Source organism: Janthinobacterium sp. MP5059B (assembly GCF_001758645.1).
Classification (GTDB): Bacteria; Pseudomonadota; Gammaproteobacteria; order Burkholderiales; family Burkholderiaceae_D; genus Janthinobacterium; species Janthinobacterium lividum.
The window spans coordinates 1,095,908-1,118,049 of sequence record NZ_LRHX01000016.1 but is presented as its reverse complement, the minus strand read 5'-3'; the positions used below and the strand labels follow the sequence as shown (position 1 = coordinate 1,118,049).

Sequence of the window (22,142 nt, the reverse complement as noted above, 5' to 3'; positions counted from 1 at the left end):
TCTCTCCAGACAAAGACCAGCATGAAAAAGCAATTTCGAATTTCCCAGTCTAGCTTGAAACATCTAGTTCTCTCGGCTTGCCTGCTGGGGGCAAGCTCTTCGTTTGCTGCGGCACAAGATCTGAATATCGAAGACCTCGCCAAGGAAAAGACCTCCGAAACCACCACCGGCCAGCCATCGATCCGCAGCCGCGGCGAGCCACGCAGGGCTCCCGCTCCCCTCGCGACGCGTCCTGCCAAGCGTAGTACAGCAGAATTGGGTCCCTTCCAGGGTTATGTTGCCGGTGTCACGGGACAAAGCCTGGGCCTTTTCGGCAGGGATCTGTTCAGCGATGTGCCGTCCACGTTCGCACCATTCGACAGCGCCCAGGTTAATCAGGACTATGTCATCGGCACAGGTGACGAACTCCAGATCCGTGGCTGGGGTATGGTCGACATCGACGTCAGCGCCACGGTTGATCGCAGTGGCGCCATCTTTATCCCGCGCGTCGGCTCCGTCAAGGTCAGCGGCGTGCAATACAAGGATCTGCAGGGCTATCTGAAGAAAGCCATTGGCAAGATTTACACCAATTTTGATCTGACTGCCAGCATTGCGCAAACGCGCGCCGTGCAGGTGTACGTGGTCGGTCATGCAGTGCGTCCAGGAACTTACACGTTGAACGCCATGAGTACGCTGCTGAACGCCATCTTCACATCGGGCGGCCCTGATGCGACGGGTAGCATGCGCAATATCCAGCTCAAGCGTGGAGCGCAAACCATCAGCAACTTTGACTTGTACGACATGCTGGTCAAAGGAGACAAGAGCGGCGATGCAACTTTGCGCGACGGCGACGTCATCTACATTCCGGAAACGGGTCCGCTGGTCGCGTTGACCGGCAACGTGAAGGTACCCGCCATCTTCGAATTGAAGGGCAATACTACGCTCGCCGATGTGCTGACCTGGGCTGGCGGCTTCGATTCGGCGGCGGAAACCAAGCAAGTCATCGTTGAAAAGAATGTCGATAATCAGTATAAGACTATCGCCGAACTGGTTGCCGACCGCGCCATCAATAGCAGCCAACTGGCTGCTATTCCCGTCAAGCCAACTGATGTCCTGCGAGTATTCGCGCCAGGCGCCGTGCCGGTGCAGGCGCAAATCCAGAATGAATACGTGCGCGTTGGCGGTGAAGTCAGGCAAAGCGGAATTTTCTTGCTGAAGAAAGGCGAGACCCTGCGCGAACTCGTCTCACGCGTCGGTGGAGCAAGCGACAACGGCTATCTGTATGCGACCCAGTTGAACCGTGAATCGGTACGTCGCCAACAACAGATCAAGCTCAATGAGGCGGCCGATCGTTTTGAGCGCGATCTTGAGTCGAACGCGTCGCAGCGCATGGGTTCTTCGGCCGATGGTGCGAATGCCGCCAAGCTGGCTGCGGAAGTTACGCAGCAACGTCGCATTGTGGAGAGACTGCGTGAAATCAAGGCTGAGGGACGCATCGTTCTTGATTTGCCCGGCGTCGAAACACAGCTGAAAAATTTGCCGGATTTACCGCTGATGGATGGCGATAGTATCGTCATTCCACGTCGCCCGGGCACGGTCGATGTCATTGGATCGGTATTCCAGCAGAATGCCTTCGTTTATCGTCCACGGCGTACGGTCAATGATTACGTCAAACAGGCTGGCGGCCTCACCATGACTGCCGACAAGTCGGAAATGTATGTGATTCGCGCTGATGGCGTAGCGAAAAGTGGCGAGAGTTCCGGCTGGTTCAGTGGGATCGGCGGAACCGAGCTCAATCCTGGCGATACCGTGGTGGTGCCGGAAAAAATTGACCGCAGCACGTTCATGCAAAGCCTGAAGGAATGGTCATCGATTTTCTATCAATTCGGTCTGGGCGCGGCCGCTCTTAAAGTGTTGAAAGATTAAGCTGGCCAGCTGTTGAATATTGCGTTCCCCGTTATGGCGAATGCAATGGCAAATACGACCGTTGCTTGCCCATGATCTTCGTTTGACGGGTTACAGCCGATCGCAGGGCGCATTCATGTTATCTGATAATCAATATTAATTCAGCCTTAATCATTTAATGAAAAAAATGAATCAAAAAAATCGTATTCATAGTCACGCGATTGTCGAGCCAGGTGCTTCAATCGGTGAGGAAACCAATGTGTGGGCGTTTGCTCATGTATTGCCAGGTGCAAAAATTGGCAACCAATGCAATATTTGCGATAACGTTTTTGTCGAAAATGATGTATTGGTTGGCGACCGCGTGACGGTCAAATGTGGCGTCCAGCTCTGGGACGGCATCACGCTCGGTGACGATGTGTTTGTGGGGCCGAATGCAACATTCGCGAACGATAAATTTCCAAGAAATAAACAACATCCGGAAGAGTCCAGCCGTACCATCATACGTAACGGCGCCTCCATCGGCGCCGGCGCAGTGATACTGCATGGTATTACTATTGCGGAAAACGCCATGGTGGGTGCCGGTGCCGTGGTAACCCGCAACGTTCCGCCCCACGCCATCGTGGTGGGCAACCCCGCCCGCGTCGTTGGGTATACCAACTCGACAGACATGGCGCCGGAAACAGTGGCTGCCAGTCTTCCAACCGCGTCAGCCTTTACGAAAGACGGCGCGCTATGTCGTGTCGCTGGCGTGCGCCTGTATAAATTCCCTCTGATTAAAGATATTCGCGGCTCTCTGTCGGTCGGCGAGTTTCAGAAACAGATTCCATTCGATACCGAGCGCTATTTCCTGGTGTTTGATGTACCCAGCAAAGAGTTGCGTGGTGAGCACGCTCATCATGCCTGCCATCAATTTTTAATCTGCGTACATGGATCGTGTTCCGTTGTCGCCGATGATGGAAAAGTACGTCAGGAGTTCGTGCTCGATTCACCTGATCTAGGTATTTATCTGCCACCGAAAACCTGGGGTGTGCAATACAAGTACTCTGCAGATGCAGTACTGCTGGTATTTGCTTCACATTCTTACGATGCGAATGACTACATTCGTGATTACTCTGAATTTCTCAGTATCGTATCAGAATGATCTGAATGGAATGATGTATGCCTGACCTGGGTAATTGGTACGGAAATGGGAAAATAAATGATTGAGAAAACGTTAGTGAATGAGTCCGGTCAGTTGCCACGTGGCGGGGCTGCTACGGAAGTCGATACGAATGTAAATCTGCTGGATTTGCTGATTATTATTGTAAAAAATAAAAAGAAAATCTTGTTTTTTACCATAATTGTTATGGTGGTAACTGCAGGTATTACGCTATTGATACCGAATAAATTTACGGCGCGTGCCCAGGTATTGCCGCCGCAATCCCAATCGAGCGCCAATGCTTTGCTAGGGCAGCTTGGCAGTCTAGGGAGCCTCACTGGCGGTTCGCTGAAAAACCCGAACGATACCTATCTGGGTATTTTGAATAGCCGCACGATGGCCGACAGCCTGATTGAGCGGTTTAAACTGCAGCAGGTGTATGGGGTCAAGTTTGCTAGTGATGCCCGCCTGTACCTGCAAAGCGCAAGCAAAATCATGAGCAGCAAGGAAAACCTGATCTCCATCGAGTTTACCCATACTGATCCCAAGCTGGCCGCTGCGGTGACGAATGCATATATCGAAGAAATGCAAAAAATGACGTCGACACTGGCCATCACCGAGGCATCCAGGCGTCGTTTGTTCTTTGAGAAACAGCTGGAGAAGACCAAAGCTGACCTGGTTCAAGCAGAGACCGCATTACGCGCGATGCAAGAAAAAACCGGTGTGGTCAAACTCAATGAGCAGGCAGAAGGTGCGATCAAGGCTGCAGCCACGATCAAAGCCATGATCGCTGCGAAGGAAATTGAAATCGGTACCTTGCGTACTTTTGTTACCGATAAAAGCGCTGAATTTATTCGCGCGCAGCAGGAACTTGCCGGGTTGCGTATGCAATTGAGCAAGATCGAAAGCGGGGTCAATGCTGGTCAGGGCGACAGCTCGCTGGCAGTGCGCGCGGTGCCGGAACTGGGCCTGGAATATACAAGAATTGTTCGCGAGGTAAAGTATCAGGAGGCCCTGTTCGAAATGTTTGCCAAGCAGTTTGAATTTGCAAAAGTGGATGAAGCCAAGGAGGGCTCATTGATTCAAGTCCTGGACGCTGCGATTGTTCCTGAAAAAAAATCCAAGCCATCGCGCGCCGTGCTGGTGTTGATGGCGGGCGTCGCTGCCGCCATATTGGCTACCCTGTGGGCATTTCTGAACGAAGTTCGCTTGTACATGAAAGCTGATCCGGCTAACGCTGCCCGCTATCAGTCGCTGAGAGCGTATGCGAAGTGGCGATAGTTCTTGCCGAGCTTGCCTAGCTGCATACCTGCATGATGGTTATTTTAAAAAAATATAGAAATTCAATCGCCTTAACCCCGGTGCTGGTTGCGATACAGACAGGACAATTATGATTCCATTTTTAGATCTCAAATCCATTCAATTACAACAGGCCGAAGAGCTTAAGGCCGCTTTTTCCCGTGTTCTGGAATCCGGTTGGTATATCCTGGGTGAAGAAGTAAAGCAGTTTGAAAAGGAATATGCGGCGTATTGCGAGGCTGCGGAGTGCGTCGGCGTGGCGAACGGCCTGGATGCGCTGATCCTTGCATTGAGGGCGCTGGATATCGGCCCTGGTGATGAAGTGCTGGTGCCATCGAATACCTATATTGCTACCTGGCTCGCTGTTAGTCATGTCGGCGCTACGCCAGTCCCCGTTGAGCCGGTGACCGGAACCGCCAATATGGATCCTCAACTGCTGAAGGCGGCGCTGACAGAGCGTACCAAGGCCATCATGCCAGTGCATCTATATGGACAGCCTGCGGAAATGGGGCCGATCATCAGCTTTGCTCGAGCCCACAATCTGAAAGTGATCGAAGATGGCGCGCAATCGCATGGTGCACGATATGCTGGCAAGCGCTTGGGTTCACATGGTGACGCCGTGACCTGGAGTTTCTATCCAGGAAAAAACCTCGGTGCATTGGGCGATGGAGGCGCGGTTACCACCAATAGCAAAGAACTGGCGGAACGCATCCGCGTGCTGCGCAATTATGGCTCCAAGGTCAAGTACCACAATGAAATGATTGGCTACAACTCGCGCCTTGATGAACTGCAGGCTGCTCTGTTGCGTGTCAAGTTGCCTGTTCTCGATGCGGGCAATGCCCACCGCGCTGCGATCGCTGCCCGCTATATGGCTGGCTTGCGTGAACTGCCGGGCTTGACGTTGCCAGAAGTGGCCAATAACTGTACTTCGGTATGGCATTTGTTCGTCGTGCGCCACGCGCAGCGCGACAAATTGGCCCAGCACCTGTCGGCCCACGGTATCGGTACCGTGATTCACTATCCGATTGCACCGCATCTGCAGCCTGCTTATGCCCACCTCGGCTACACGGCTGGCGCGTTCCCGATTGCGGAAGCGATGCATGCCGAAGTACTGAGTTTGCCGCTGGGCCCGACCATGTCATTTGACGAGGTCGACCAGGTGGTGGAAGTCATTCGTAACTTCGTATTGCACCAGGCTGCTGAATGAGCTTGGTAAAAACCAGCCTGTTGAATGGTATTGCCGTGTGCGTGCGCATGGGGACTGGTTTGGTCTTGAATAAGATTTTTGCTATTTATTTGGGACCCGGAGGTTTTGCCGCAATTGGGCAACTCCAAAATTTTATCGCCATGGTGACGGCGTTTGCTGCAGGCGCCATTAATACAGGGGTGACCAAGTACGCCGCAGAGTACCATGACGCGCCGGAGAAGAAACTACGCTTGTTTCGTACGGCCGGGACACTGACCCTGATAGGGAGCATCCTGGGTGGCATCTTGTTAGTGATTTTTAACAAGCAGCTCAGTCAATGGCTGTTTGGTGGAAAAGATTACACGGAAGCTATGCTTTGGCTCGCCTTGTGTTTGTTGTTGATCAGCTTGAATGGGCTGCTACTGGCAGTGCTGGCCGGACAAAAAGAGGTGCGCAGGTATGTGGTGGCCAATATCGCCAGCTCGCTGGTTGGCCTGCTGGTGTCCGGTGGACTGGCCTGGTACATGGGCCTGCGTGGTGCCCTGATAGCATTAAGTTTGGGGCAGGCATTATCCCTAGTGACGACGCTGTTGGCCTGCGGAAAGTTGTCCTGGTTGCGTCCGTCAGTGTTTTTCGGGCGCATGGATGGCGAAACGGTCAGGCTGCTGAGCAAGTTTATCGTGATGGCTGTTGTGACGGCAGCTGTAACGCCGCTGGCGCAAATGCTGATCAGATCTCATTTGATCGACAGTTTCGATGTCGCCCATGCCGGATACTGGGATGCTACCAATAAGATCAGCGTGATCTATCTGGCCCTGGTCACCACTACTCTGTCACTCTATTACCTGCCGCGTATTTCAGAAGTCAAGGACGATAATGTTCTTCGCAAAGAAATCGGCGATGCATTCAAACTGATTGTGCCGGTCGTCTCCGTGATCGCGCTGACAATCTATTTGTTGCGCGACATCCTGATCAGGATTTTATTCTCGCCGGATTTTCAGGAAGTATCTACATTGATGGGCTGGCAACTGGTTGGCGATGTGATCAAGACCGCCAGTTGGCTGCTGGGCTATGTTCTTGTCGGTAAAGCCATGATGAAAATGGTGGTAGCGACAGAAATCATCTTTGCCGCCACGCTGTATTTTTTGACACTATTTTCGACGCATGAATACGGTTTCAAGGGAGCGGCAATCGCCTATGCCATCAACTATGTTCTGCATTTCATTACCATGTATTGCATCGTTATTGAATGGCGCCTGAAGAGGAAGTCGGCATGAAAGGCAAGAAAACCCTATATGTTCGTCTAAAACGGCGCCTGTACCATGAATTGATCGCCTTGATTCAGTGGCCGCGCATCAAGTTTTACCGCATGATCAGCACTGCAGTGGTTATCGATCATGGCGCCACGATTTTGCAGCCAGTTCTGTTTTCAGGAAAAGGCACGATTACGCTGGGCAAGTGCACATTGGGTTCGTTTCCCTCGCCACTGTTCTTCTCCGGTTACATGCATATCGAGGCAAGAGAAGATGGCTCGCACGTAGTGATCGACGACGGTGTGTACATCAATAATTCAGCATGCATCATCGCCGAACGCAGTTTGATTCATATCGGGGAAGGCACCTTGCTGGGCCCTGAAGTCTGTATTTTTGATTCCGATTTTCATGGTTTGAAGCCGGAAACCCGGCACACCGGCCAGCATACCGCCAAACCGGTAGTCATCGGACAGAATGTTTTTCTTGGGGCAAGAGTGACGGTGCTTAAAGGTGTACAGATTGGACGCAACAGCATCGTCGGCGCTTCGACGTTGATCAACAAGAATATTCCGGAGATGACGATTGCGACCGGCTGTACCTCGTATTCTGAAAGAAGATTGGAAAAGTAATAATATGCATGAAGTAGCGGGAAAAGAGATATTCCAAGACATGGAAACGTGCCCCCTGGTGTCCATTATTGTCTTGACTTTCAATAGTGAAGCAACCCTGCTGGAGACATTGAATAGCTTGTTAAAACAAGAGTATTCACCAATAGAGATTATTATCTGCGATGATGGATCGAAAGATCATACCGTCGAGGTGGCGACACAATGGATAGCTGAAAATGAACAGCATTTTCAGCGCGTGGTCATACTGGCCGCGGCAGCGAATCAGGGAATTTGCAGCAATGTCCACAAGGGCTATGCTGAAGCAAAAGGAGCATGGATCAAGCCGATCGCTGGTGATGATTTTATTTTCCCCGGTGCCATTGCCCGCTATGTCGAATTCGCGCAGAAAACCAATTGCGCCGTGGTCGTCTCGGCGGTCCTGCCGTTTGTTGATTCATCGAAGATAGATGTCTCCAAGGATAGGGTCATCCCTGGGCAGCAAGACATCGAGATCATTGCAGGGTCTTCAAGCGGGCTGCAGCAAGCCTTGTATGTAAGAAACCTGATCCCTGCCCCCGGGATATTGCTCAGACGCGCCGATTATAACGAGGTAGGTGGCATCGATCGGCGATTCTTTCACCTCGATGACTGGCCATTGTGGCTCAATTTGCTCGCCAAAAAAAAGACCTTTGCTTATCTTGCCGAGCCCCTGGTGGCATACCGGATCAGCGAGACCACAATCTCTGCTGCAAGAAATGCAACCGGCATGAACCAGCAGTTTTTGGAAGATCACGTTATTTTATATAAAAATTATCAGATAGATAATCTTGGCGGGCTGCAACGCTGGGATAGAATGCTGGAAATTTTTCGTTTCAAATTGGCCAAAGGCGCATTAAGGCCGTACCCCAGAATATACCAGATGACCGGCTTGCTGCGATTGAGCAGTCCATTGTATGTCGCGTTGAAACTCGGCATTTCAAAAAATTCGCGTGAAAAACTGGATTCCCAGTTTGTCGCAAGATAATGTAATTCGAGCCAGGCGACTTCCCGGATTGACGATATAAGAATGAAGCCCATATTCCTGTTTTTTGCCCTGATCCTGCACGACCTGTCCACGTATCTGCGTGCTGCCGGGCGTCGCGCTCACCTGCGCGCGCAAGGCGTACGGATTTCAAGAAGTACGATACTCGCTGTCGATCCCGGTTGCGTTTTCCGGATGGGGGCAGGCACATCGGTTGGCGTAGGGACGCTGTTAATCGTTGCTAAGGACAGCGTCACTGGTTCTCCAGCGGCCGCGTTGAAGGTCGGAAAAAACACGGCAATCAATGAGTATTGCAATATTCGTGCATCGGGCTGTCACATCGAGATCGGCGATAACTGCCTGTTCGGCCAGTTTGCTACCGTTATTGGCAGCAACCATGGCATTACGTCCTCATCGCTGATCCGTGAACAGGCATGGGATACCGAAAAATGTGGCGTGAGCATCGGTGATGATGTTTGGATCGGCTCGCATGCTGTGATACTGCCAGGTATCAACATCCACCAGGGGGCTATTATTGCTGCTGGCGCCGTCGTGGTTTCAGATGTGCCGGCCTATGAAATATGGGGTGGCATTCCGGCGAAAAAAATCAGCGTGCGGCCGCTAACCACAAGAAAATTGCCTTCAGAAAATATGCTAGATAGCAAAAATAAATGAAAATATTATTTATCAACACCCTGTATTCCCCGCATATTGGAGGAGGTGCAGAAGTTATTTTGAAGTCGCTGGTCGAAGGAGTTGCAGAGCGCGGTCATGAGGTCTGTGTCCTGACGACCTGTGCCGATGAGGGCATCCATACCGAGATGGTGGATGGCATCAAGGTAATACGGGTGGGTATCAAGAATATTTACTGGAATTACAAGGCTGATAAAAAACCGGCCCTGCATCGCCTGTTCTGGCATCTGCGCGATATTTATAACGCAGGCATGGCGGCAATGGTCGACAAGATCATGCGCGAATTCCAGCCAGATGTCGTCAATACGCACAATGTAGTCGGTTTCTCAGCGGCAATCTGGCCTGTCATCAGGAAGCACGGCGTACCGATTGTTCAGGTATTGCATGATCAATACGCGCTGTGTCCCAATTCAAACATGTTCAAGGCCGGCCAGCCTTGCGAGACACAATGTACTAAGTGTAAGATTTTCAGAATACCTCACAAGACGCTGTCGAACAATGTCGATTGCATCGTCGGCGTCAGCGATTTTGTACTAAAGCATCATTTACGCAATGGCCTGTTTACGCAAGCCAAGATCAAGACCGCCATCATCAATGCAAAGTCGTTCAAGTCCGTCTCCTTGCCTAAGCCCTTTGCTGGTCGGAAGAATGTTCGCTTTGGTTATATTGGCGGGCTGGTGCCGGCGAAAGGCGTGGAACTTTTATTGCGGACGTTTTCGCATCTGGCCGGGTTGACCGACATCAGCCTGGTGATTGCCGGATCGGGGTCATCGGACTATGTTCGCGAACTGGAACAATATAAAACTGACAATCTCCGCTTTTTGGGCTACAGCTCGCCGGAAGTTTTTTTCAGTAATATCGATGTGCTGGTAGTGCCATCGCTGTGGAATGACACGCTGCCGACCGTGGTATTCGAGTCGCTGGTCAATGGCGTACCTGTTATTGGCAGCTCGCGCGGCGGTATCCCTGAAATGATTGAGAATGGCAAGAATGGCTTCCTGTTTGACCCCGACCGGCCGGAGGAACTGGCTGATTTGATCAGGAAGATTGCGGCCCAGCCGGCATTACTCGATGCAATGCAACTGGCGGCATTGCAGTCTGCGCCACGGTTTATGGATGTAAAAGCATGGATTGATCAATATATCAACCTGTTTTTCGAAATACAAAGCAGGAATGATTGATTTTCATGAATTCACTGAAATTTGATGAGTCCGTAAAAAAATATTGAATGGCATAATAAAATGGTCAAGCGTTTTCTAGATTTGCAATATCCAGGCGTGTTTATCCTGGTATTGATGTGCCAATTAACCGATGTTGGTTTTTACGGCATCAAGGCCGGCGAAATGATTGTCCTGCTGGCATTTCCTTTTGTTTTACTGAATCTTGGCGCCATAAAAAACTCGAAAATCATGGTATTCATCTACCTGTTCATTTTCCTGTTTGTCTGCACATTGATAAAAAACCCAATAGTGGATTTTTATCCTCCGGCAGCAGTAGATAATTTCTTCAAAGAATCTTATGTGATTTCCTTGATTCGCTTCATTGAGCTGTTGTTATGCGCCGTTGCTTTTGTCTATGTTTATATTCTGTGCAGCAAGCTGAAGAATGCGCATGATATTTTGAATGTTTTTTTGAGGCAAAATGCCGCATTCGGCTTGTTTTTCATTGCCGCGCTGGTACTGGCTTATGCTGGTGCTGATCTTGGCCTCACTTATGGAAAAAGCCATCGTCTGAAAGGGTTTTTTGTGGAAGGTGGGCCGCTTGGTGTTTTCTATGCCTCGTTGCTATGCCTGGATCTGGTCGCGAATCGCAAAGTCACCATCTCGTCGATTATTTTCCTCATCGTCATCCTGGCTGCACAATCCAAGGCAGCTATTTTTCTGCTGGTGATATATTTCTTTATCTATGCTTTATTCAGCGAGCAAAGCATGAAGAAAAAGTTGATTCCGATCCTGTTTTCATTCCTGATCGCCGCTGTCGGCTATGTATTTTACGGTGATCTGGTCATGGGATATATCATGGATTCAATGAATATCCAGCAATCTCTGATCGGACGGGAAGACGATCCAAATATCGTGATGGGACGTATCAGCGGTGCTTTTATTGGCTATAATATCATTCTTGATAATCCAATTTTTGGCGTCGGACTGGGAAATTATTCATTGGTGCGAAATAATCCGGATTATCTGGGGTTGTTTCCGGTGGTCGATCAGTGGGACCTTACAGGGTTAGGCATGTATACAATTCAGGTGGAAAATGGCCTGCTCGGAATTTTGGCATTTGCCTTCTCCTTCAGGTATTTTTACAAAAGACTGATTTACTCTGTTCCCAAGTCGATTTCTCTTATTCCGATAATTTGCATATTTTTCGGAACTCAATTTTATTTCCTTTATATCTGGGTTATTCTTGGTTTTGCCATCGGAATTTCAAGATTTGGTGCCGAAGAAAAAGATACGGCGATTGGCTGATTTGTGTTCTTCAATGGGTTTGATAATAAAGGTAAGATATCTTGAGATTTTTTTATGATGCACGCTGGATTGGCGAACATGGTATCGGGCGTGTGGCGCGGGTATTGGACGAGGCATTACAACTCCCCCACCTTGATATCAAAGGCTCGCCTTCGTCGCCACTTGACACACTGTTTTTATGGTTCGCTTCGCTGAAGAACATTCCCGCCGGTGAAGGTTTGTTCACTCCTGGCTATAACGCGCCATTATTCATATCGCGTCCGTTCGTATTCACGATTCATGATCTGAACCATATCGACCGTCCAGAAAATTCCAGCTTCCTGAAAACGGTATATTATTCGCTGATCATGCGGCGTGCCTGCCGCAAGGCTGCAGCCGTACTGACCGTTTCCGAATTTTCTCGGCAACGCATCATTGATTGGGCCGGCATTGCGCCGTCCAAGGTCATCAATATCGATAATGGCGTCGATCCTGCTTACAACGTTCATGCCCTGGCGTATCAGCCGGGCTTTCGTTATTTGTTGAGTGTCAGTAATCGCAAACCGCACAAGAACGAACCACGTATCGTCAAGGCTTTTGCGGCTGCCGCTATCGATGTGGATGTTCGCCTGTTATTTACAGGCAAGCCGACCGACGAGTTGTTGCAACTGGCCCGCTCGCTGGGTGTCGAGTCACGCTTGGTATTTGTGGGCAGGGTGGCGGAAGAGGATCTGCCAGGGTTGTATCGTGGCGCAATGGGTCTTGTGTTTCCTTCTCTGTACGAAGGATTCGGCTTGCCTGTTATTGAGGCAATGTCGTGTGGCACACCGGTACTGACTGCCAATACGACATCGCTGCCTGAAGTTGCTGGCGATGCTGCCTTGCTGGTCAATCCGGATTCCATCGAAGAGATTGGGAAAGGTATTGAGGCACTTTGCAATGATCAAACCTTGCGTAAGGAACTGAGCGCAAAGGGACTGCTGCAAGCCGCCAGGTTTTCCTGGCCGGCGACCGTCGAAAAAGTCAGGTGCGCCTTGGCGAGTGTCTCTAGGTAGAAATATCGATGAGTGCCGGCCATGGTGCGTCGGTGTTTCTTGCGTATGCCTCCGAGCTGGCTGGAGAAGTACGATATTCAAATTTTCCCTGAGGGGATGTGGTATTGCAGGTAGGATTTTTTATATTGGCGCATGATCGCCGGTACCATCCCGCCTGACCTTGTTGAAAGATGAAATAAAAATGAAGGTGGCTCTGGTTCATTATTGGTTGTTAACCATGCGCGGTGGCGAGCGCGTCTTGCAGGCGCTGGCGGAAATGTATCCGGACGCCGATATTTATGCGCATGTAATTGATCGGGAAATGGCACAGAAAGAATTCCCTGGTCACAAATTATATGAGACGTTCATTTCTCGTCTGCCGTTTGCCAAGCGTCTGTATCAGAATTATCTGCCATTGATGCCGATGGCCTTGGAACAGATCGATTTCAGTGGCTATGATTTGGTTATATCGAGCGAAAGTGGCCCGGCCAAAGGTATCGTGGTGCCGCCAGGCGTGGTGCATATCTGCTATTGCCACTCTCCCATGCGGTATGCATGGGATATGTACCACGAGTATCGAAGAAATGCGGGCTTGTTAAAACGCTTGTTGATGCCGATATTGATGCACCGTATCCGTATGTGGGATGCGCTCAGTTCGATGCGAGTGGATAATTTTATTGCGAATTCAGGTTTTGTTGCAGAGCGTATTCGTAAGTACTATCGTCGTGAAACCGAGGTTATTCATCCACCGGTTTCCAGTGATGATTTTTATATCGCTTCCCAAATATCGGACTACTATCTGCTTCTGGGGCAACTGGTGCCGTATAAGCGTGCTGATTTGGCGGTCGAGGCATTCAATCAGAGCGGCAGGAAATTGATTATCGTTGGCGAAGGCGAAGAATTGAATCGACTGAAGAAACTGGCGGGTTCAAATGTGACCTTCCTTGGCCGTCAATCATTTGCCAATATTAAAAAGCTGTATGCGGAGTGTCAGGCCTTGATTTTTCCAGGCGTGGAAGACTTTGGTATCGTACCCCTGGAAGCGATGGCATCTGGCCGTCCGGTGATTGCGCTGGGTAAAGGCGGTGCGATGGAAACGGTAGTAGCTGGAAAAACCGGTGTGTTCTTTTTTGAAAGTACCGTTGCGTCCCTAAATGATGCTGTTCAATATTATGAACAAAACCGTGCGCAATTTGATTCTCAGGCGATACGTGCGCACGCAGAAACATTTTCTGTGACGATTTTCAAGGAAAATATGCGTGTCTTCATTGAAAAAGCACAAAAAAAATCATCAGTGCAAGAAACGATGCTGTGAATTGAATCGGTTTTCCCAGCTCCCTGAGTCATCAGGATGCTCTATGCCAGCAATTATATGATCAACAAGGTGGAGGAGATGATCTCCACCAGACGATTAACAGCCTGCCCTGGCTGAAATCACCCGGCGGCTGTAGTGCTGGGTCAGAAGCATCTTGGAGTATCTTGTCGTCAGACAGACGCAGCAGCTATTGACCATAAGCTTTCTTTTTCAGGGGCAGTAATAGGTTGACGTCGCTAATCTCCAGTAAGCGCGCGCTGCTTTGAGCAGGCTGAAGCGGCCGTTGACGTTGGTTGAATGATATGGATTGAAAGATCGACATGGTTCTCGGCGGCAAAATGCAGGATGGCGCGTGGCTGGTGTTCTGCCAGCAGACGGGAGATATGGGCGGTATCGTAAATATCGCCGCGTATACAGATATGTCGCGGGTCGTGCTTCAGGATTGCCAGATTGCTGAGATTGGCAGCGTAGGCCAGTTTGTCGACGCGTACAAAGTTGGAACTGATAAAGCCGGTGCCGCCAGTCACTAAAATCATGCTGCCATCTTTCTACTGGAGCATTGTCACAATGCCCCCTCGTCTGATTGGTTTGAGCGCGAGGGGGATAAGTATTTGTGAAATGTCACGATGTTGGATTAATGGTGCTATGTGTGATTAATACGCGCCATCTTTCTTGAAAATGACTTTAACCGTTTTCAGCAGAATGACAATGTCATTGAATAAAGACCAGTTCTTGACATACCATGCATCCAGATAAACGCGTGTATCGTAGCTAACGTCGTTCCTGCCGCTGACTTGCCATAGGCCCGTGACACCGGGTTTCGCTTCCAGGTAATAGTCTACTTGGAGGCCATAACGCTCCAGTTCCGCGTCAACAACGGGGCGTGGTCCGACCAGGCTCATTTCGCCTTTCAGTACGTTCCATAGTTGCGGCAATTCATCAAGGCTGGTCCGGCGCAGGAAATGGCCGATCGAGGTGATGCGTGGGTCGTTTTTCAGCTTGAAATCACGGTCCCATTCGGCACGGGCTTCAGGATCGCGCTCCAGTAGTTCCTTGAGCAAGACGTCGGCGTTCACGGCCATCGTGCGGAACTTGTAGCAGAGAAAATGCTTGCCATTTTGGCCCACGCGTTTGTGGCCGTAGAAGATGGGACGGCCCGATGCCATGACCTTGGCTGCGATCCACAGCAAGATGGGGGCGCCGATGATCAGCACGCCGATCGAGGCCGCCAGATCAAAGCAGCGCTTAATCAGTTGCAAGCCTGGCCGCGCCAGGTTGTTGCGCATGGTCAGCAGCAAGACTTCATGTGTAAAGAAATGGTTGACCTCCATGCCGTACAGGGGCAAGCCGCGTACGGCGGGTACAACTTGCATATTGGCAACGCAACGGCTGACTTGCTGGATCATGCCCTGATAGGCGTCAATGCCGCCTTGCTCCAGGGCGACAACCGTATGCGGATTGCCCAGCAGCTTGAGCGTTTGCTCAGGGTTCTCACCCAGCGAAATGGAGGGCACCGCTTGCTTGCTGCGGTTCACATAATGATGTTCCAGGCGGTCTTGGCCTTCCGGTATCAGAAACGCAATCAGGCGATAGCCCATCAACGCTTCTTCATCGAAGGCGCGTGCTGTTTGCAAGGCATTGTCACCCCATCCGATGATGACCATGGGGCGTATCCAGCCACCCGCTTTCGTCAGCAGGTATTTGACCATGCCGCGCAGCAGCAAGACACAGCACGGCACCAGCAGCCAGGTCGCCAACAGTGCCTCGCGCGAGGAGTCTCGCTTGTCGAGAAACACCAGGGCCGCGTCGATCAGACCCATGACCATGGCGATCTTCAGGAGTTCCTTGATTTCATTCGAGTATGGACGGCGTTTGGCATGATGGCCCTTCAGCTTGAAGATCGCCACAGTGACCACGGAGAGCAGGCTGTAACTGAGCAGGCGCGAACTATCCAGCCCGAAGCTGTTCAAGTCGCTGGCATCGAGCGTCCATTTGCCCGCGAGCCAGAAGGCCAGGAGCATGGCAAGTGCATCGGCAAAGGTGAGAAAATATTTTTCTGCCCTACTGCTGCAATACCATTTTACTTCTTGTAAAAAGATGCCTTCGATTGGTTTCATGATGACTTGCTAAACCTTATAAACTTCAGTGTGAATTCTTGCGGTGCTGCATGCGTGGTAATGACGTCTCTGCTCGGTCAAGCGCGGCCGTAGCGGTCTTCAAAGCGGACAATATCGTCTTCTCCAAGGTAGCTACCCGATTGAATTTCAATCAATTCCAGCGGTAGCTTGCCCGGGTTGGCCAGGGAATGGACGACGCCGAGGGGGATATAGGTAGACTGGTTTTCGGTCAGCAAATATTCCTTGTCGCCATTGGTGATCTGGGCGGTGCCGGAAACCACGATCCAGTGCTCGGCGCGGTGGTGATGCATTTGCAATGACAGCTTGGCGCCAGGCTTGACAGTGATCCGCTTGACTTGGAAACGGTCGCCAGTGCCGATGGAATCGTAGGAACCCCATGGACGGAAGACTTCACGGTGTATGGTGGCCTCGGGACGCTCCCTGGCGATCAACTGCGCGACCATGGTTTTTGTTTGTTGTGCCTGATCCGCATCCATGACCAGCACGGCATCGGCCGTTTCCACGATAACGGTATTGCGCATGCCGATGGCGGTGACCAGGCGGCTAGTGCTGTGCACCAGGCAATCGTTGCAATCCTGAATCAGCACATCGCCGTTGGCGCTATTGTTACTGGCATCTTTTTCCGCCACCTCGAGTACTGCTTTCCAGGAGCCGATATCATTCCAGCCTGCATCGAGGGCGATGGTAGAGGCATGGCTGGTGCGCTCCATGACGGCGTAGTCGACGGCGATATCGGGGCTGGCAGCGTAGGCATCCTTGTCCAGGCGAATGAAGTCAAGGTCGCTCTTTGCGGCAGTGATGGCAGCGCGGCACGCGGCCAGCACGGCAGGCTGGAAGCGCTCCAGTTCTGCCAGGTAGCGGCTGGCCCGGAACAGGAACATGCCGCTGTTCCAGAAGTAATCGCCGCTGGCGATATATTGTTCCGCAAGCGCCAGGGCCGGCTTTTCCACGAATTCAAGGATGCGCTGAACTTGCCCGCTTGCAGCGCCCTCGGCGCGAATATAGCCGTATCCTGTTTCGGGTCCCGTTGGCGTGATGCCGAAAGTTAACAAATTACCTGCCTCTGCAGCAGTACGCGCCAGTGCGATGGCACGATGGAAAGCTGGGGTATCCAGAATGACATGATCCGACGGCAGCACCAGCAGTAGCGGATCTTCGCCATTCTCCATCGCATGCAAGGCGGCTGAGGCGATCGCCGGTGCCGTATTGCGACGCATGGGTTCAAGTAACATACGGCTGTTTTCCAGGCCGATTTCACGCACTTGCTCCGCGACAATGAAACGCGAGGATTCGTTGCATACCAGTAGTGCTGGCGTCACAGCATCCATACCTGCCAGGCGCTGCAGCGTTTGTTGCAGCATGCTGCCCTTGGACGACAAGCGCAGAAACTGTTTTGGAAATGCCTCGCGCGAAAGTGGCCATAAGCGTGTGCCGGAACCACCACAAAGAATTACCGGTAGGAGGGGGATAGTCATTTATGCTTTAATGTAAATGTAATATTGGATAGCGCTGAATCATCAGTCATTCGGCAGGCATTAAAATTTGCCCCGCTTGCCCCGCTCGTATGCGGCGGCGCACGTACTGTCAAAAAAATCAATATTGCTAATGGGGACAATATTTTAATAAATTACAGGAATCTTTGTATTTTCTCCCGACCCTATGGAATCTGAGAAGCAGGTACTTTAGCTCGTCCTGTATTGTAGTTTGCTACCCCTGTGTTCTTATTGGCGCACAACGTTTTCAAGCAAAAAAGCAACAAACACGCACATGGCACTGATACTGAGAATGAACACGGCTCCTGCGGCGCAATCCTTGACGATCTTGATGTTGGGATGGATGGCTGGGTGGAGGTGATCAATCAAATGTTCAAGTGCCGTGTTGAAGAGCTCCGCCGCGAGCACCATGCCACAGTTAAACAATAACAACGCCCACCAGATCATGGCCGGCCGGTTCCAGGCCAGTACGATCAATACCATGAGGGCAGCAAGGCATTGCAGCCGGAAGCTCGATTCCGTGCGGAAGGCGGCACTCAAGCCTTGCAGGGCAAATCCCATGCGTTTATGGAAGGGCAGGTTTTTCATTAACAATGCATGATTGGCCAGGAAGTTTCTTGTTCCTGACGGCCGGGACTCTTTCTGAAAACAGATGCGTATCGCTCGGACATCGAGAGGGTCAGGCATCAGGCATATGCAGGACTGGCGTTAACAGCGCGCGCATGATTGAAGAAAAATAAAAAGCCCATTTTCAAAAAATGAAAAGGGCTTTTATCGAGGAAGTGGCGCTTCGTATGACAAGGCCAGCTTCTCGTGGGACCAGGCCAGCGTCTCGCGGTTTGACGTCAATCCGCAGGCTTGGTCTTGTCTGTTTCAGCCGAAGGCATCGACAGATTACTTGGCGTGGCTTGGGGTCGTGTGCGCGGTGGTCGAATCCGAGCTCGCTGCGCCGGCCACAACGGCAACTGCTGCGCCGATTGCGATCAGGGCGCTCGTGCTCAGGCCGGCAATAGTGCCGCCGGCGGCAGCGCCGGTAGCGCCAGCTGCTGGTGCTGCTGCTGGTGGAACAGGTGCTCCACCAACTGGTGCCGTCGTTTGAGCCATGGCTTGTGCGGAAGCGAAGCACAGGATTGCCGAAGCGATCAGAATTTTCTTCATGGGATATCCTTTTAGGTTGAACAGCGGGAATGCTAAACTGTCACGCGATTGTAGCAACATTTCTCTTGCTAGTCTGCGCCACACCGTTCGCGGCGGCAATAATTTCTTTTTTTTAGCCGTATTCCAGTGCATTCACTGTGCCTGGCTACCCGCGATGTTGTTCTCTATCGACAAAAAACGCTGACGTACCGATGTGGCTGAATTGGTTTTTTATTAATTCCGCGAGAATTCCCGATGAATTCGACGCGCCGCACAAGTTTGCCAAGTCCTTGCCATACCGCGTAAAATGCAGGCTTCGCGGGTGTAGCTCAATGGTAGAGCAGAAGCTTCCCAAGCTTACGACGAGGGTTCGATTCCCTTCACCCGCTCCAATGAAAAACGGCGAAAAACCTGTTTTCGCCGCTCCACAAAGTCAAAATCGCTCCACAAAATTGCACTAAACGACAGCTCGGGCTTAATCTGACATCGACTGTCGGATGAGCTAAATTCCTATAGTTTCATTTTCGACCAGACACGGGGAGCTGTTCTTTCGTGACATTGTGTGTATTTTTCCGTCTGGCGACTTGCTATCCTTCGAAGCCGCTTTCTGTCCGGAACAGGTGTCGAGGATGAGCGTGACGAACATTCCACAATGCGATCAAGCAGACGAAAATTCTATGGCGACTTGGAAAAAAGACATAATTACGGCGCTCAAGAATTTGGGTGGATCAGCGCACTATGACGACCTCTATGCAGAGGTAAAGCGGATTCGAGCAACACCGCTCCCGGGAAGTTGGAAGCAAATCATTCAGCGCACAATTCAGGATCACGCCGCCGAATCTGACGGGTTTAAGAACAAGCCGCTGTTCTACTCTATTGACGGCATCGGTTCCGGTGAATGGGGCCTTCGCCTGGAGGTAGATAGGTCTGATAGTAGTGTCGGATCGCTCAAGGCAGATGAGGTCGAGACGCCATCCCATCGAAATATCGCTTGGTCTAGAGATGAGCTGATACTTGCGCTTGATCTTTACCTCCGATACCGCGCCTCGCCGCCTGGAAAAGATAGTCCGGAGATTGCTGAGCTTTCGGCATTTTTGAACCGGATGGGCATAGCGCTTAGCCGAACTACGACGGCGACGTTTCGAAACTCGAATGGCGTCTATATGAAGCTGATGAATTTTCGGCGTTTTGATCCGGATTACACGAGCGATGGCAAAGTTGGACTGACGCGTGGAAATAAAGACGAAGCACTGGTCTGGGCCGAATTTTCTGGTGATGCGCCACGTTTGCGCGATGTCGTGAGTGCAATCCGCGTAGCTGTGGAAATTTGTCAAACTGGTGAACTGAGCGGCGAGGATGAACTAGGTATTGTGGAAGCGGATGAAGGGCGCGTTCTTACCCGTATACACCGTATCCGGGAGCGAAGTCGAGCACTAGTCGAGCTATGCAAGAAGGCGGCTTTAAAAAAACATGGTCGGCTAGTGTGCGAAGCATGTGGTTTCGACTTTGCAATAAAGTACGGGGACATTGCCACAGGGATTATTGATGTTCATCACACTAAGCCTCTTCATACTCTATTAATGGACGGCGAGAAGACGAAAGCCAGTGACCTGGCACTACTTTGCGCTAATTGCCATAGAGTAGTGCATTCTTCCAAACGTTGGCTCACCGTTGATCAGGTAAGGGCAGCGATACAGCGTTGACCACGTTCTATTTCGTGGCTTATTGGTGCTCTTTTGCCATATTGTTGCTCTTGCAATAAACAACCAAATCGGAGACGTGGATAAGTGGAAAAAATGTCCGAGATCGCTAAGTTTCAGGCACTATTTCAGTTGGCTGTTTTGCGAAATATTGATTTAACCTGCGAGATACGCTTTCAGATCAACGTGTTGAACTCCATGGGGATTGACGTAAGTAGTGAAATTCATGACCGTGATCGACGAAAGTCCGTTTCAATAGCCCAAGCGGAATTGGCACTTGCTTCGGTGCGACAAGCAGCCGGTCTTACTGGCAGTTCGCTGAGAACGCAGCGTTCTGTGATCTATGAGGAACATCAGCAAACGCGTAAGGCGAAAGCCGAAGCCTATTTGCGCGCCAGCGGCAAATAGGCGACTGTTGCGGCGCGCCGTACGAGTCGACGAAAGCTTGTAAAACAGGGACATTTATTGGTACTTAAATTCCATACGATCTACCCGACCAAGTCTTAACTCTATTTCGTCGGGGCCACAATCTTGCCTCGTCGCAAGTAGTGCCGCTGGGTTGTTTTCACGCTGTCGTGTCCCAAAAGATCGCTGGCCGCCTGGTCGCCACGATCATCCGAAGTATCATCGGCCGCCTTCGCGCGCAGGTCGTAAAACCAAAATGCCATGATGTCCTGAGCCAGTTCCGGCACATGTTTCGCCGCCCGCTTTTTTGCCGCGTCAAAGTGGGTGCGAAGCGCTGGCGCGGTCAGGCGCTTGCCGTGGATATTGGTCAGTAGTGCACCTGTCACGATCTTGTGTGTTGCCTTGCGCGCTCGGATACGCTCCATGAGCTTGGCCAGCTCCCCAGTGATGGTGATGCGCAGCGGCTGCTTAGTTTTTTCCTGCGTAATGATCAGGTGCCCATCGATGATGTCTTGTTCAGTCATGCGCAGCGCATCCGCTGGTCGCTGACCGGTCAGGTAGGCCAGGTCCATCGCATCCCGTAGCGGTGCGCTGCCGTGCATGCGCACGGCGGAAAAAACGGCATCCGTAATGTAGACGGTACGCTTTGCCAGCGAGTGGCCCTGGATGCCCTCGCAAGGGTTTGGTAAGTCGGTGTAGCCCCAGCCGCGCGCATGGTTCCACATGGTTGAGAAAACTCGCTTGCAACGGTTAGCTGTGGTCGGCTTGTCGGCGTGGTCATCTAAGAACTGTCGAATGTGCATCGGTTTGATCTGCTCGAGCGGGGCCTCTGAAAATGCTGCCAACAGGTGCTTGATGTCTGACCGGTACATGCGCGCCGAACTGGCGGCGAGTTTGGGAACCGCCTCGACAAGGTAGCGTGTTTCCACATCGGAGAACGTCGCGTTGGCAATATGCTCCACCACGATGTTCAGCTCAGCATATTTTTTCAGAGCCAGGATGAAGTCGGGCCCAAGCGGGATTTCTTTACGTGGTTTATCTTTCGTGTACATGTAGTAATACACCCTACCGCTGCGCTGGGTGCGCGGGTGCATGTTTGGTGGCATGTTCAAATTACGCGTGTTTCGTCGGCCCATTTTTATTGATCCTTGGCATTACCCATGTTTTTTCCCTTGGCGCTTCCTTGCGCCCCTCTACTGCAGCAACCGTAACAACTGGCCGCCCAATGGCATTTACCCAAAAGGGGAGGCCCATCTTTCGCAGCGCCTCAATTTGCTTCGTTTTCATCTTCCGGCCGGTCAGGGCGTAAATATCGTCCATCGATAGGAAGGTGGAATTTGCGGTGGTGTGGTTTGCCATGCCGCATCCTTAAATCACTGCGGGAGCAATTG

Annotated in this window: 20 protein-coding genes, 1 tRNA gene and 1 pseudogene; 15 read left to right on the top strand and 7 right to left on the bottom strand. The window is 51.3% G+C overall.

The window, feature by feature from the left end:
* Window positions 1-21: 21 nt before the first annotated feature.
* The 12 genes from JAB1_RS22120 (at window position 22) to JAB1_RS22065 (ending at window position 13,878) form a co-directional block, all read left to right on the top strand.
* Window positions 22-1,905, top strand: a complete 1,884-nt coding sequence (locus tag JAB1_RS22120; RefSeq protein WP_070281763.1) for an SLBB domain-containing protein — start codon at window positions 22-24, stop codon at window positions 1,903-1,905.
* 157 nt (window positions 1,906-2,062) lie between these two features.
* Window positions 2,063-3,025 carry a WxcM-like domain-containing protein gene (locus JAB1_RS28955; protein ID WP_343216001.1) on the top strand — a complete coding sequence of 321 codons (963 nt, stop codon included), beginning with the start codon at window positions 2,063-2,065 and terminating at the stop codon, window positions 3,023-3,025.
* 57 nt (window positions 3,026-3,082) lie between these two features.
* Window positions 3,083-4,303, top strand: coding sequence for a Wzz/FepE/Etk N-terminal domain-containing protein (locus JAB1_RS22110; RefSeq protein WP_070281761.1), 1,221 nt, complete (start codon window positions 3,083-3,085; stop codon window positions 4,301-4,303).
* A 109-nt stretch (window positions 4,304-4,412) separates the two neighbouring features.
* A complete protein-coding gene (locus JAB1_RS22105; protein ID WP_175445092.1) occupies window positions 4,413-5,528 on the top strand; it encodes a DegT/DnrJ/EryC1/StrS family aminotransferase in 1,116 nt (371 codons plus the stop codon).
* Window positions 5,525-6,784: an O-antigen translocase gene (locus tag JAB1_RS22100; protein WP_070281759.1), complete on the top strand. Its 1,260-nt coding sequence runs from the start codon at window positions 5,525-5,527 to the stop codon at window positions 6,782-6,784. Before JAB1_RS22105 ends, JAB1_RS22100 begins: the two co-directional genes overlap by 4 nt.
* On the top strand, window positions 6,781-7,389 hold the full coding sequence (locus JAB1_RS22095; RefSeq protein WP_070281889.1) for an acyltransferase: 609 nt from the start codon (window positions 6,781-6,783) through the stop codon (window positions 7,387-7,389). The genes JAB1_RS22100 and JAB1_RS22095 overlap by 4 nt, the downstream gene beginning before the upstream one ends.
* Window positions 7,390-7,393: 4 nt before the next feature.
* Window positions 7,394-8,392, top strand: a complete 999-nt coding sequence (locus JAB1_RS22090) for a glycosyltransferase (protein ID WP_070281758.1) — start codon at window positions 7,394-7,396, stop codon at window positions 8,390-8,392.
* 42 nt (window positions 8,393-8,434) lie between these two features.
* A complete protein-coding gene (locus JAB1_RS30565) occupies window positions 8,435-9,064 on the top strand; it encodes an acyltransferase (RefSeq protein ID WP_070281757.1) in 630 nt (209 codons plus the stop codon).
* A complete protein-coding gene (locus tag JAB1_RS22080; RefSeq protein ID WP_070281756.1) occupies window positions 9,061-10,263 on the top strand; it encodes a glycosyltransferase family 4 protein in 1,203 nt (400 codons plus the stop codon). The genes JAB1_RS30565 and JAB1_RS22080 overlap by 4 nt, the downstream gene beginning before the upstream one ends.
* A gap of 60 nt (window positions 10,264-10,323) precedes the next feature.
* A complete protein-coding gene (locus tag JAB1_RS22075) occupies window positions 10,324-11,550 on the top strand; it encodes an O-antigen ligase family protein (RefSeq protein ID WP_070281755.1) in 1,227 nt (408 codons plus the stop codon).
* A 41-nt stretch (window positions 11,551-11,591) separates the two neighbouring features.
* Window positions 11,592-12,584 (top strand): glycosyltransferase family 1 protein, encoded by a 993-nt coding sequence (locus JAB1_RS22070; protein WP_217494312.1) that lies wholly within the window; start codon window positions 11,592-11,594, stop codon window positions 12,582-12,584.
* Window positions 12,585-12,765: 181 nt separating this feature from the next.
* On the top strand, window positions 12,766-13,878 hold the full coding sequence (locus JAB1_RS22065) for a glycosyltransferase (RefSeq protein WP_070281753.1): 1,113 nt from the start codon (window positions 12,766-12,768) through the stop codon (window positions 13,876-13,878).
* Between the two features lie 243 nt (window positions 13,879-14,121).
* Here the strand turns inward: JAB1_RS22065 and JAB1_RS28950 are convergent.
* From JAB1_RS28950 to JAB1_RS29690, 5 genes and pseudogenes are all read right to left on the bottom strand, one after another.
* Window positions 14,122-14,414 (bottom strand): annotated as a pseudogene (locus tag JAB1_RS28950) (GDP-mannose 4,6-dehydratase); the annotation flags it as partial.
* 117 nt (window positions 14,415-14,531) lie between these two features.
* Window positions 14,532-15,995, bottom strand: a complete 1,464-nt coding sequence (gene wbaP, locus JAB1_RS22055) for an undecaprenyl-phosphate galactose phosphotransferase WbaP (RefSeq protein WP_083299849.1) — start codon at window positions 15,993-15,995, stop codon at window positions 14,532-14,534.
* Window positions 15,996-16,072: 77 nt separating this feature from the next.
* Window positions 16,073-17,491: a mannose-1-phosphate guanylyltransferase/mannose-6-phosphate isomerase gene (locus JAB1_RS22050; RefSeq protein ID WP_070281751.1), complete on the bottom strand. Its 1,419-nt coding sequence runs from the start codon at window positions 17,489-17,491 to the stop codon at window positions 16,073-16,075.
* A gap of 246 nt (window positions 17,492-17,737) precedes the next feature.
* A complete protein-coding gene (locus tag JAB1_RS22045) occupies window positions 17,738-18,097 on the bottom strand; it encodes a diacylglycerol kinase (protein ID WP_070281750.1) in 360 nt (119 codons plus the stop codon).
* Between the two features lie 306 nt (window positions 18,098-18,403).
* Window positions 18,404-18,799: a hypothetical protein gene (locus JAB1_RS29690; protein ID WP_217494311.1), complete on the bottom strand. Its 396-nt coding sequence runs from the start codon at window positions 18,797-18,799 to the stop codon at window positions 18,404-18,406.
* A gap of 165 nt (window positions 18,800-18,964) precedes the next feature.
* Between JAB1_RS29690 and JAB1_RS22040 the strand changes: the two genes are divergently transcribed.
* The 3 genes from JAB1_RS22040 (at window position 18,965) to JAB1_RS29685 (ending at window position 20,754) form a co-directional block, all read left to right on the top strand.
* A tRNA-Gly gene (locus JAB1_RS22040) sits at window positions 18,965-19,038 on the top strand.
* A 237-nt stretch (window positions 19,039-19,275) separates the two neighbouring features.
* Window positions 19,276-20,349, top strand: a complete 1,074-nt coding sequence (locus JAB1_RS28945; protein ID WP_217494310.1) for an HNH endonuclease — start codon at window positions 19,276-19,278, stop codon at window positions 20,347-20,349.
* Between the two features lie 93 nt (window positions 20,350-20,442).
* Window positions 20,443-20,754, top strand: a complete 312-nt coding sequence (locus JAB1_RS29685; RefSeq protein WP_139144632.1) for a hypothetical protein — start codon at window positions 20,443-20,445, stop codon at window positions 20,752-20,754.
* Window positions 20,755-20,855: 101 nt separating this feature from the next.
* On the opposite strand, the gene JAB1_RS22035 is transcribed toward JAB1_RS29685, so the two are convergent.
* Window positions 20,856-21,803: a tyrosine-type recombinase/integrase gene (locus JAB1_RS22035; protein ID WP_343216000.1), complete on the bottom strand. Its 948-nt coding sequence runs from the start codon at window positions 21,801-21,803 to the stop codon at window positions 20,856-20,858.
* A gap of 61 nt (window positions 21,804-21,864) precedes the next feature.
* A complete protein-coding gene (locus JAB1_RS22030) occupies window positions 21,865-22,110 on the bottom strand; it encodes a DUF4224 domain-containing protein (protein WP_070281748.1) in 246 nt (81 codons plus the stop codon).
* Window positions 22,111-22,142: the final 32 nt, after the last annotated feature.

Bases quoted from the DNA above. Each gene is read 5' to 3' on its own strand.
- JAB1_RS22035 (WP_343216000.1), bottom strand. From the start codon at position 21,803: ATGTACACGAAAGATAAACCACGTAAAGAAATCCCGCTTGGGCCCGAC.
- JAB1_RS22030 (WP_070281748.1), bottom strand. From the start codon at position 22,110: ATGGCAAACCACACCACCGCAAATTCCACCTTCCTATCGATGGACGAT.
- wbaP (WP_083299849.1), bottom strand. From the start codon at position 15,995: ATGAAACCAATCGAAGGCATCTTTTTACAAGAAGTAAAATGGTATTGC.
- JAB1_RS22075 (WP_070281755.1), top strand. From the start codon at position 10,324: ATGGTCAAGCGTTTTCTAGATTTGCAATATCCAGGCGTGTTTATCCTG.
- JAB1_RS22065 (WP_070281753.1), top strand. From the start codon at position 12,766: ATGAAGGTGGCTCTGGTTCATTATTGGTTGTTAACCATGCGCGGTGGC.
- JAB1_RS29685 (WP_139144632.1), top strand. From the start codon at position 20,443: ATGTCCGAGATCGCTAAGTTTCAGGCACTATTTCAGTTGGCTGTTTTG.
- JAB1_RS29690 (WP_217494311.1), bottom strand. From the start codon at position 18,799: ATGCACTGGAATACGGCTAAAAAAAAGAAATTATTGCCGCCGCGAACG.
- JAB1_RS28945 (WP_217494310.1), top strand. From the start codon at position 19,276: ATGAGCGTGACGAACATTCCACAATGCGATCAAGCAGACGAAAATTCT.
- JAB1_RS28955 (WP_343216001.1), top strand. From the start codon at position 2,063: ATGAAAAAAATGAATCAAAAAAATCGTATTCATAGTCACGCGATTGTC.
- JAB1_RS22110 (WP_070281761.1), top strand. From the start codon at position 3,083: ATGATTGAGAAAACGTTAGTGAATGAGTCCGGTCAGTTGCCACGTGGC.
- JAB1_RS22045 (WP_070281750.1), bottom strand. From the start codon at position 18,097: ATGAAAAACCTGCCCTTCCATAAACGCATGGGATTTGCCCTGCAAGGC.
- JAB1_RS30565 (WP_070281757.1), top strand. From the start codon at position 8,435: ATGAAGCCCATATTCCTGTTTTTTGCCCTGATCCTGCACGACCTGTCC.
- JAB1_RS22080 (WP_070281756.1), top strand. From the start codon at position 9,061: ATGAAAATATTATTTATCAACACCCTGTATTCCCCGCATATTGGAGGA.
- JAB1_RS22105 (WP_175445092.1), top strand. From the start codon at position 4,413: ATGATTCCATTTTTAGATCTCAAATCCATTCAATTACAACAGGCCGAA.
- JAB1_RS22120 (WP_070281763.1), top strand. From the start codon at position 22: ATGAAAAAGCAATTTCGAATTTCCCAGTCTAGCTTGAAACATCTAGTT.
- JAB1_RS22095 (WP_070281889.1), top strand. From the start codon at position 6,781: ATGAAAGGCAAGAAAACCCTATATGTTCGTCTAAAACGGCGCCTGTAC.
- JAB1_RS22090 (WP_070281758.1), top strand. From the start codon at position 7,394: ATGCATGAAGTAGCGGGAAAAGAGATATTCCAAGACATGGAAACGTGC.
- JAB1_RS22050 (WP_070281751.1), bottom strand. From the start codon at position 17,491: ATGACTATCCCCCTCCTACCGGTAATTCTTTGTGGTGGTTCCGGCACA.
- JAB1_RS22100 (WP_070281759.1), top strand. From the start codon at position 5,525: ATGAGCTTGGTAAAAACCAGCCTGTTGAATGGTATTGCCGTGTGCGTG.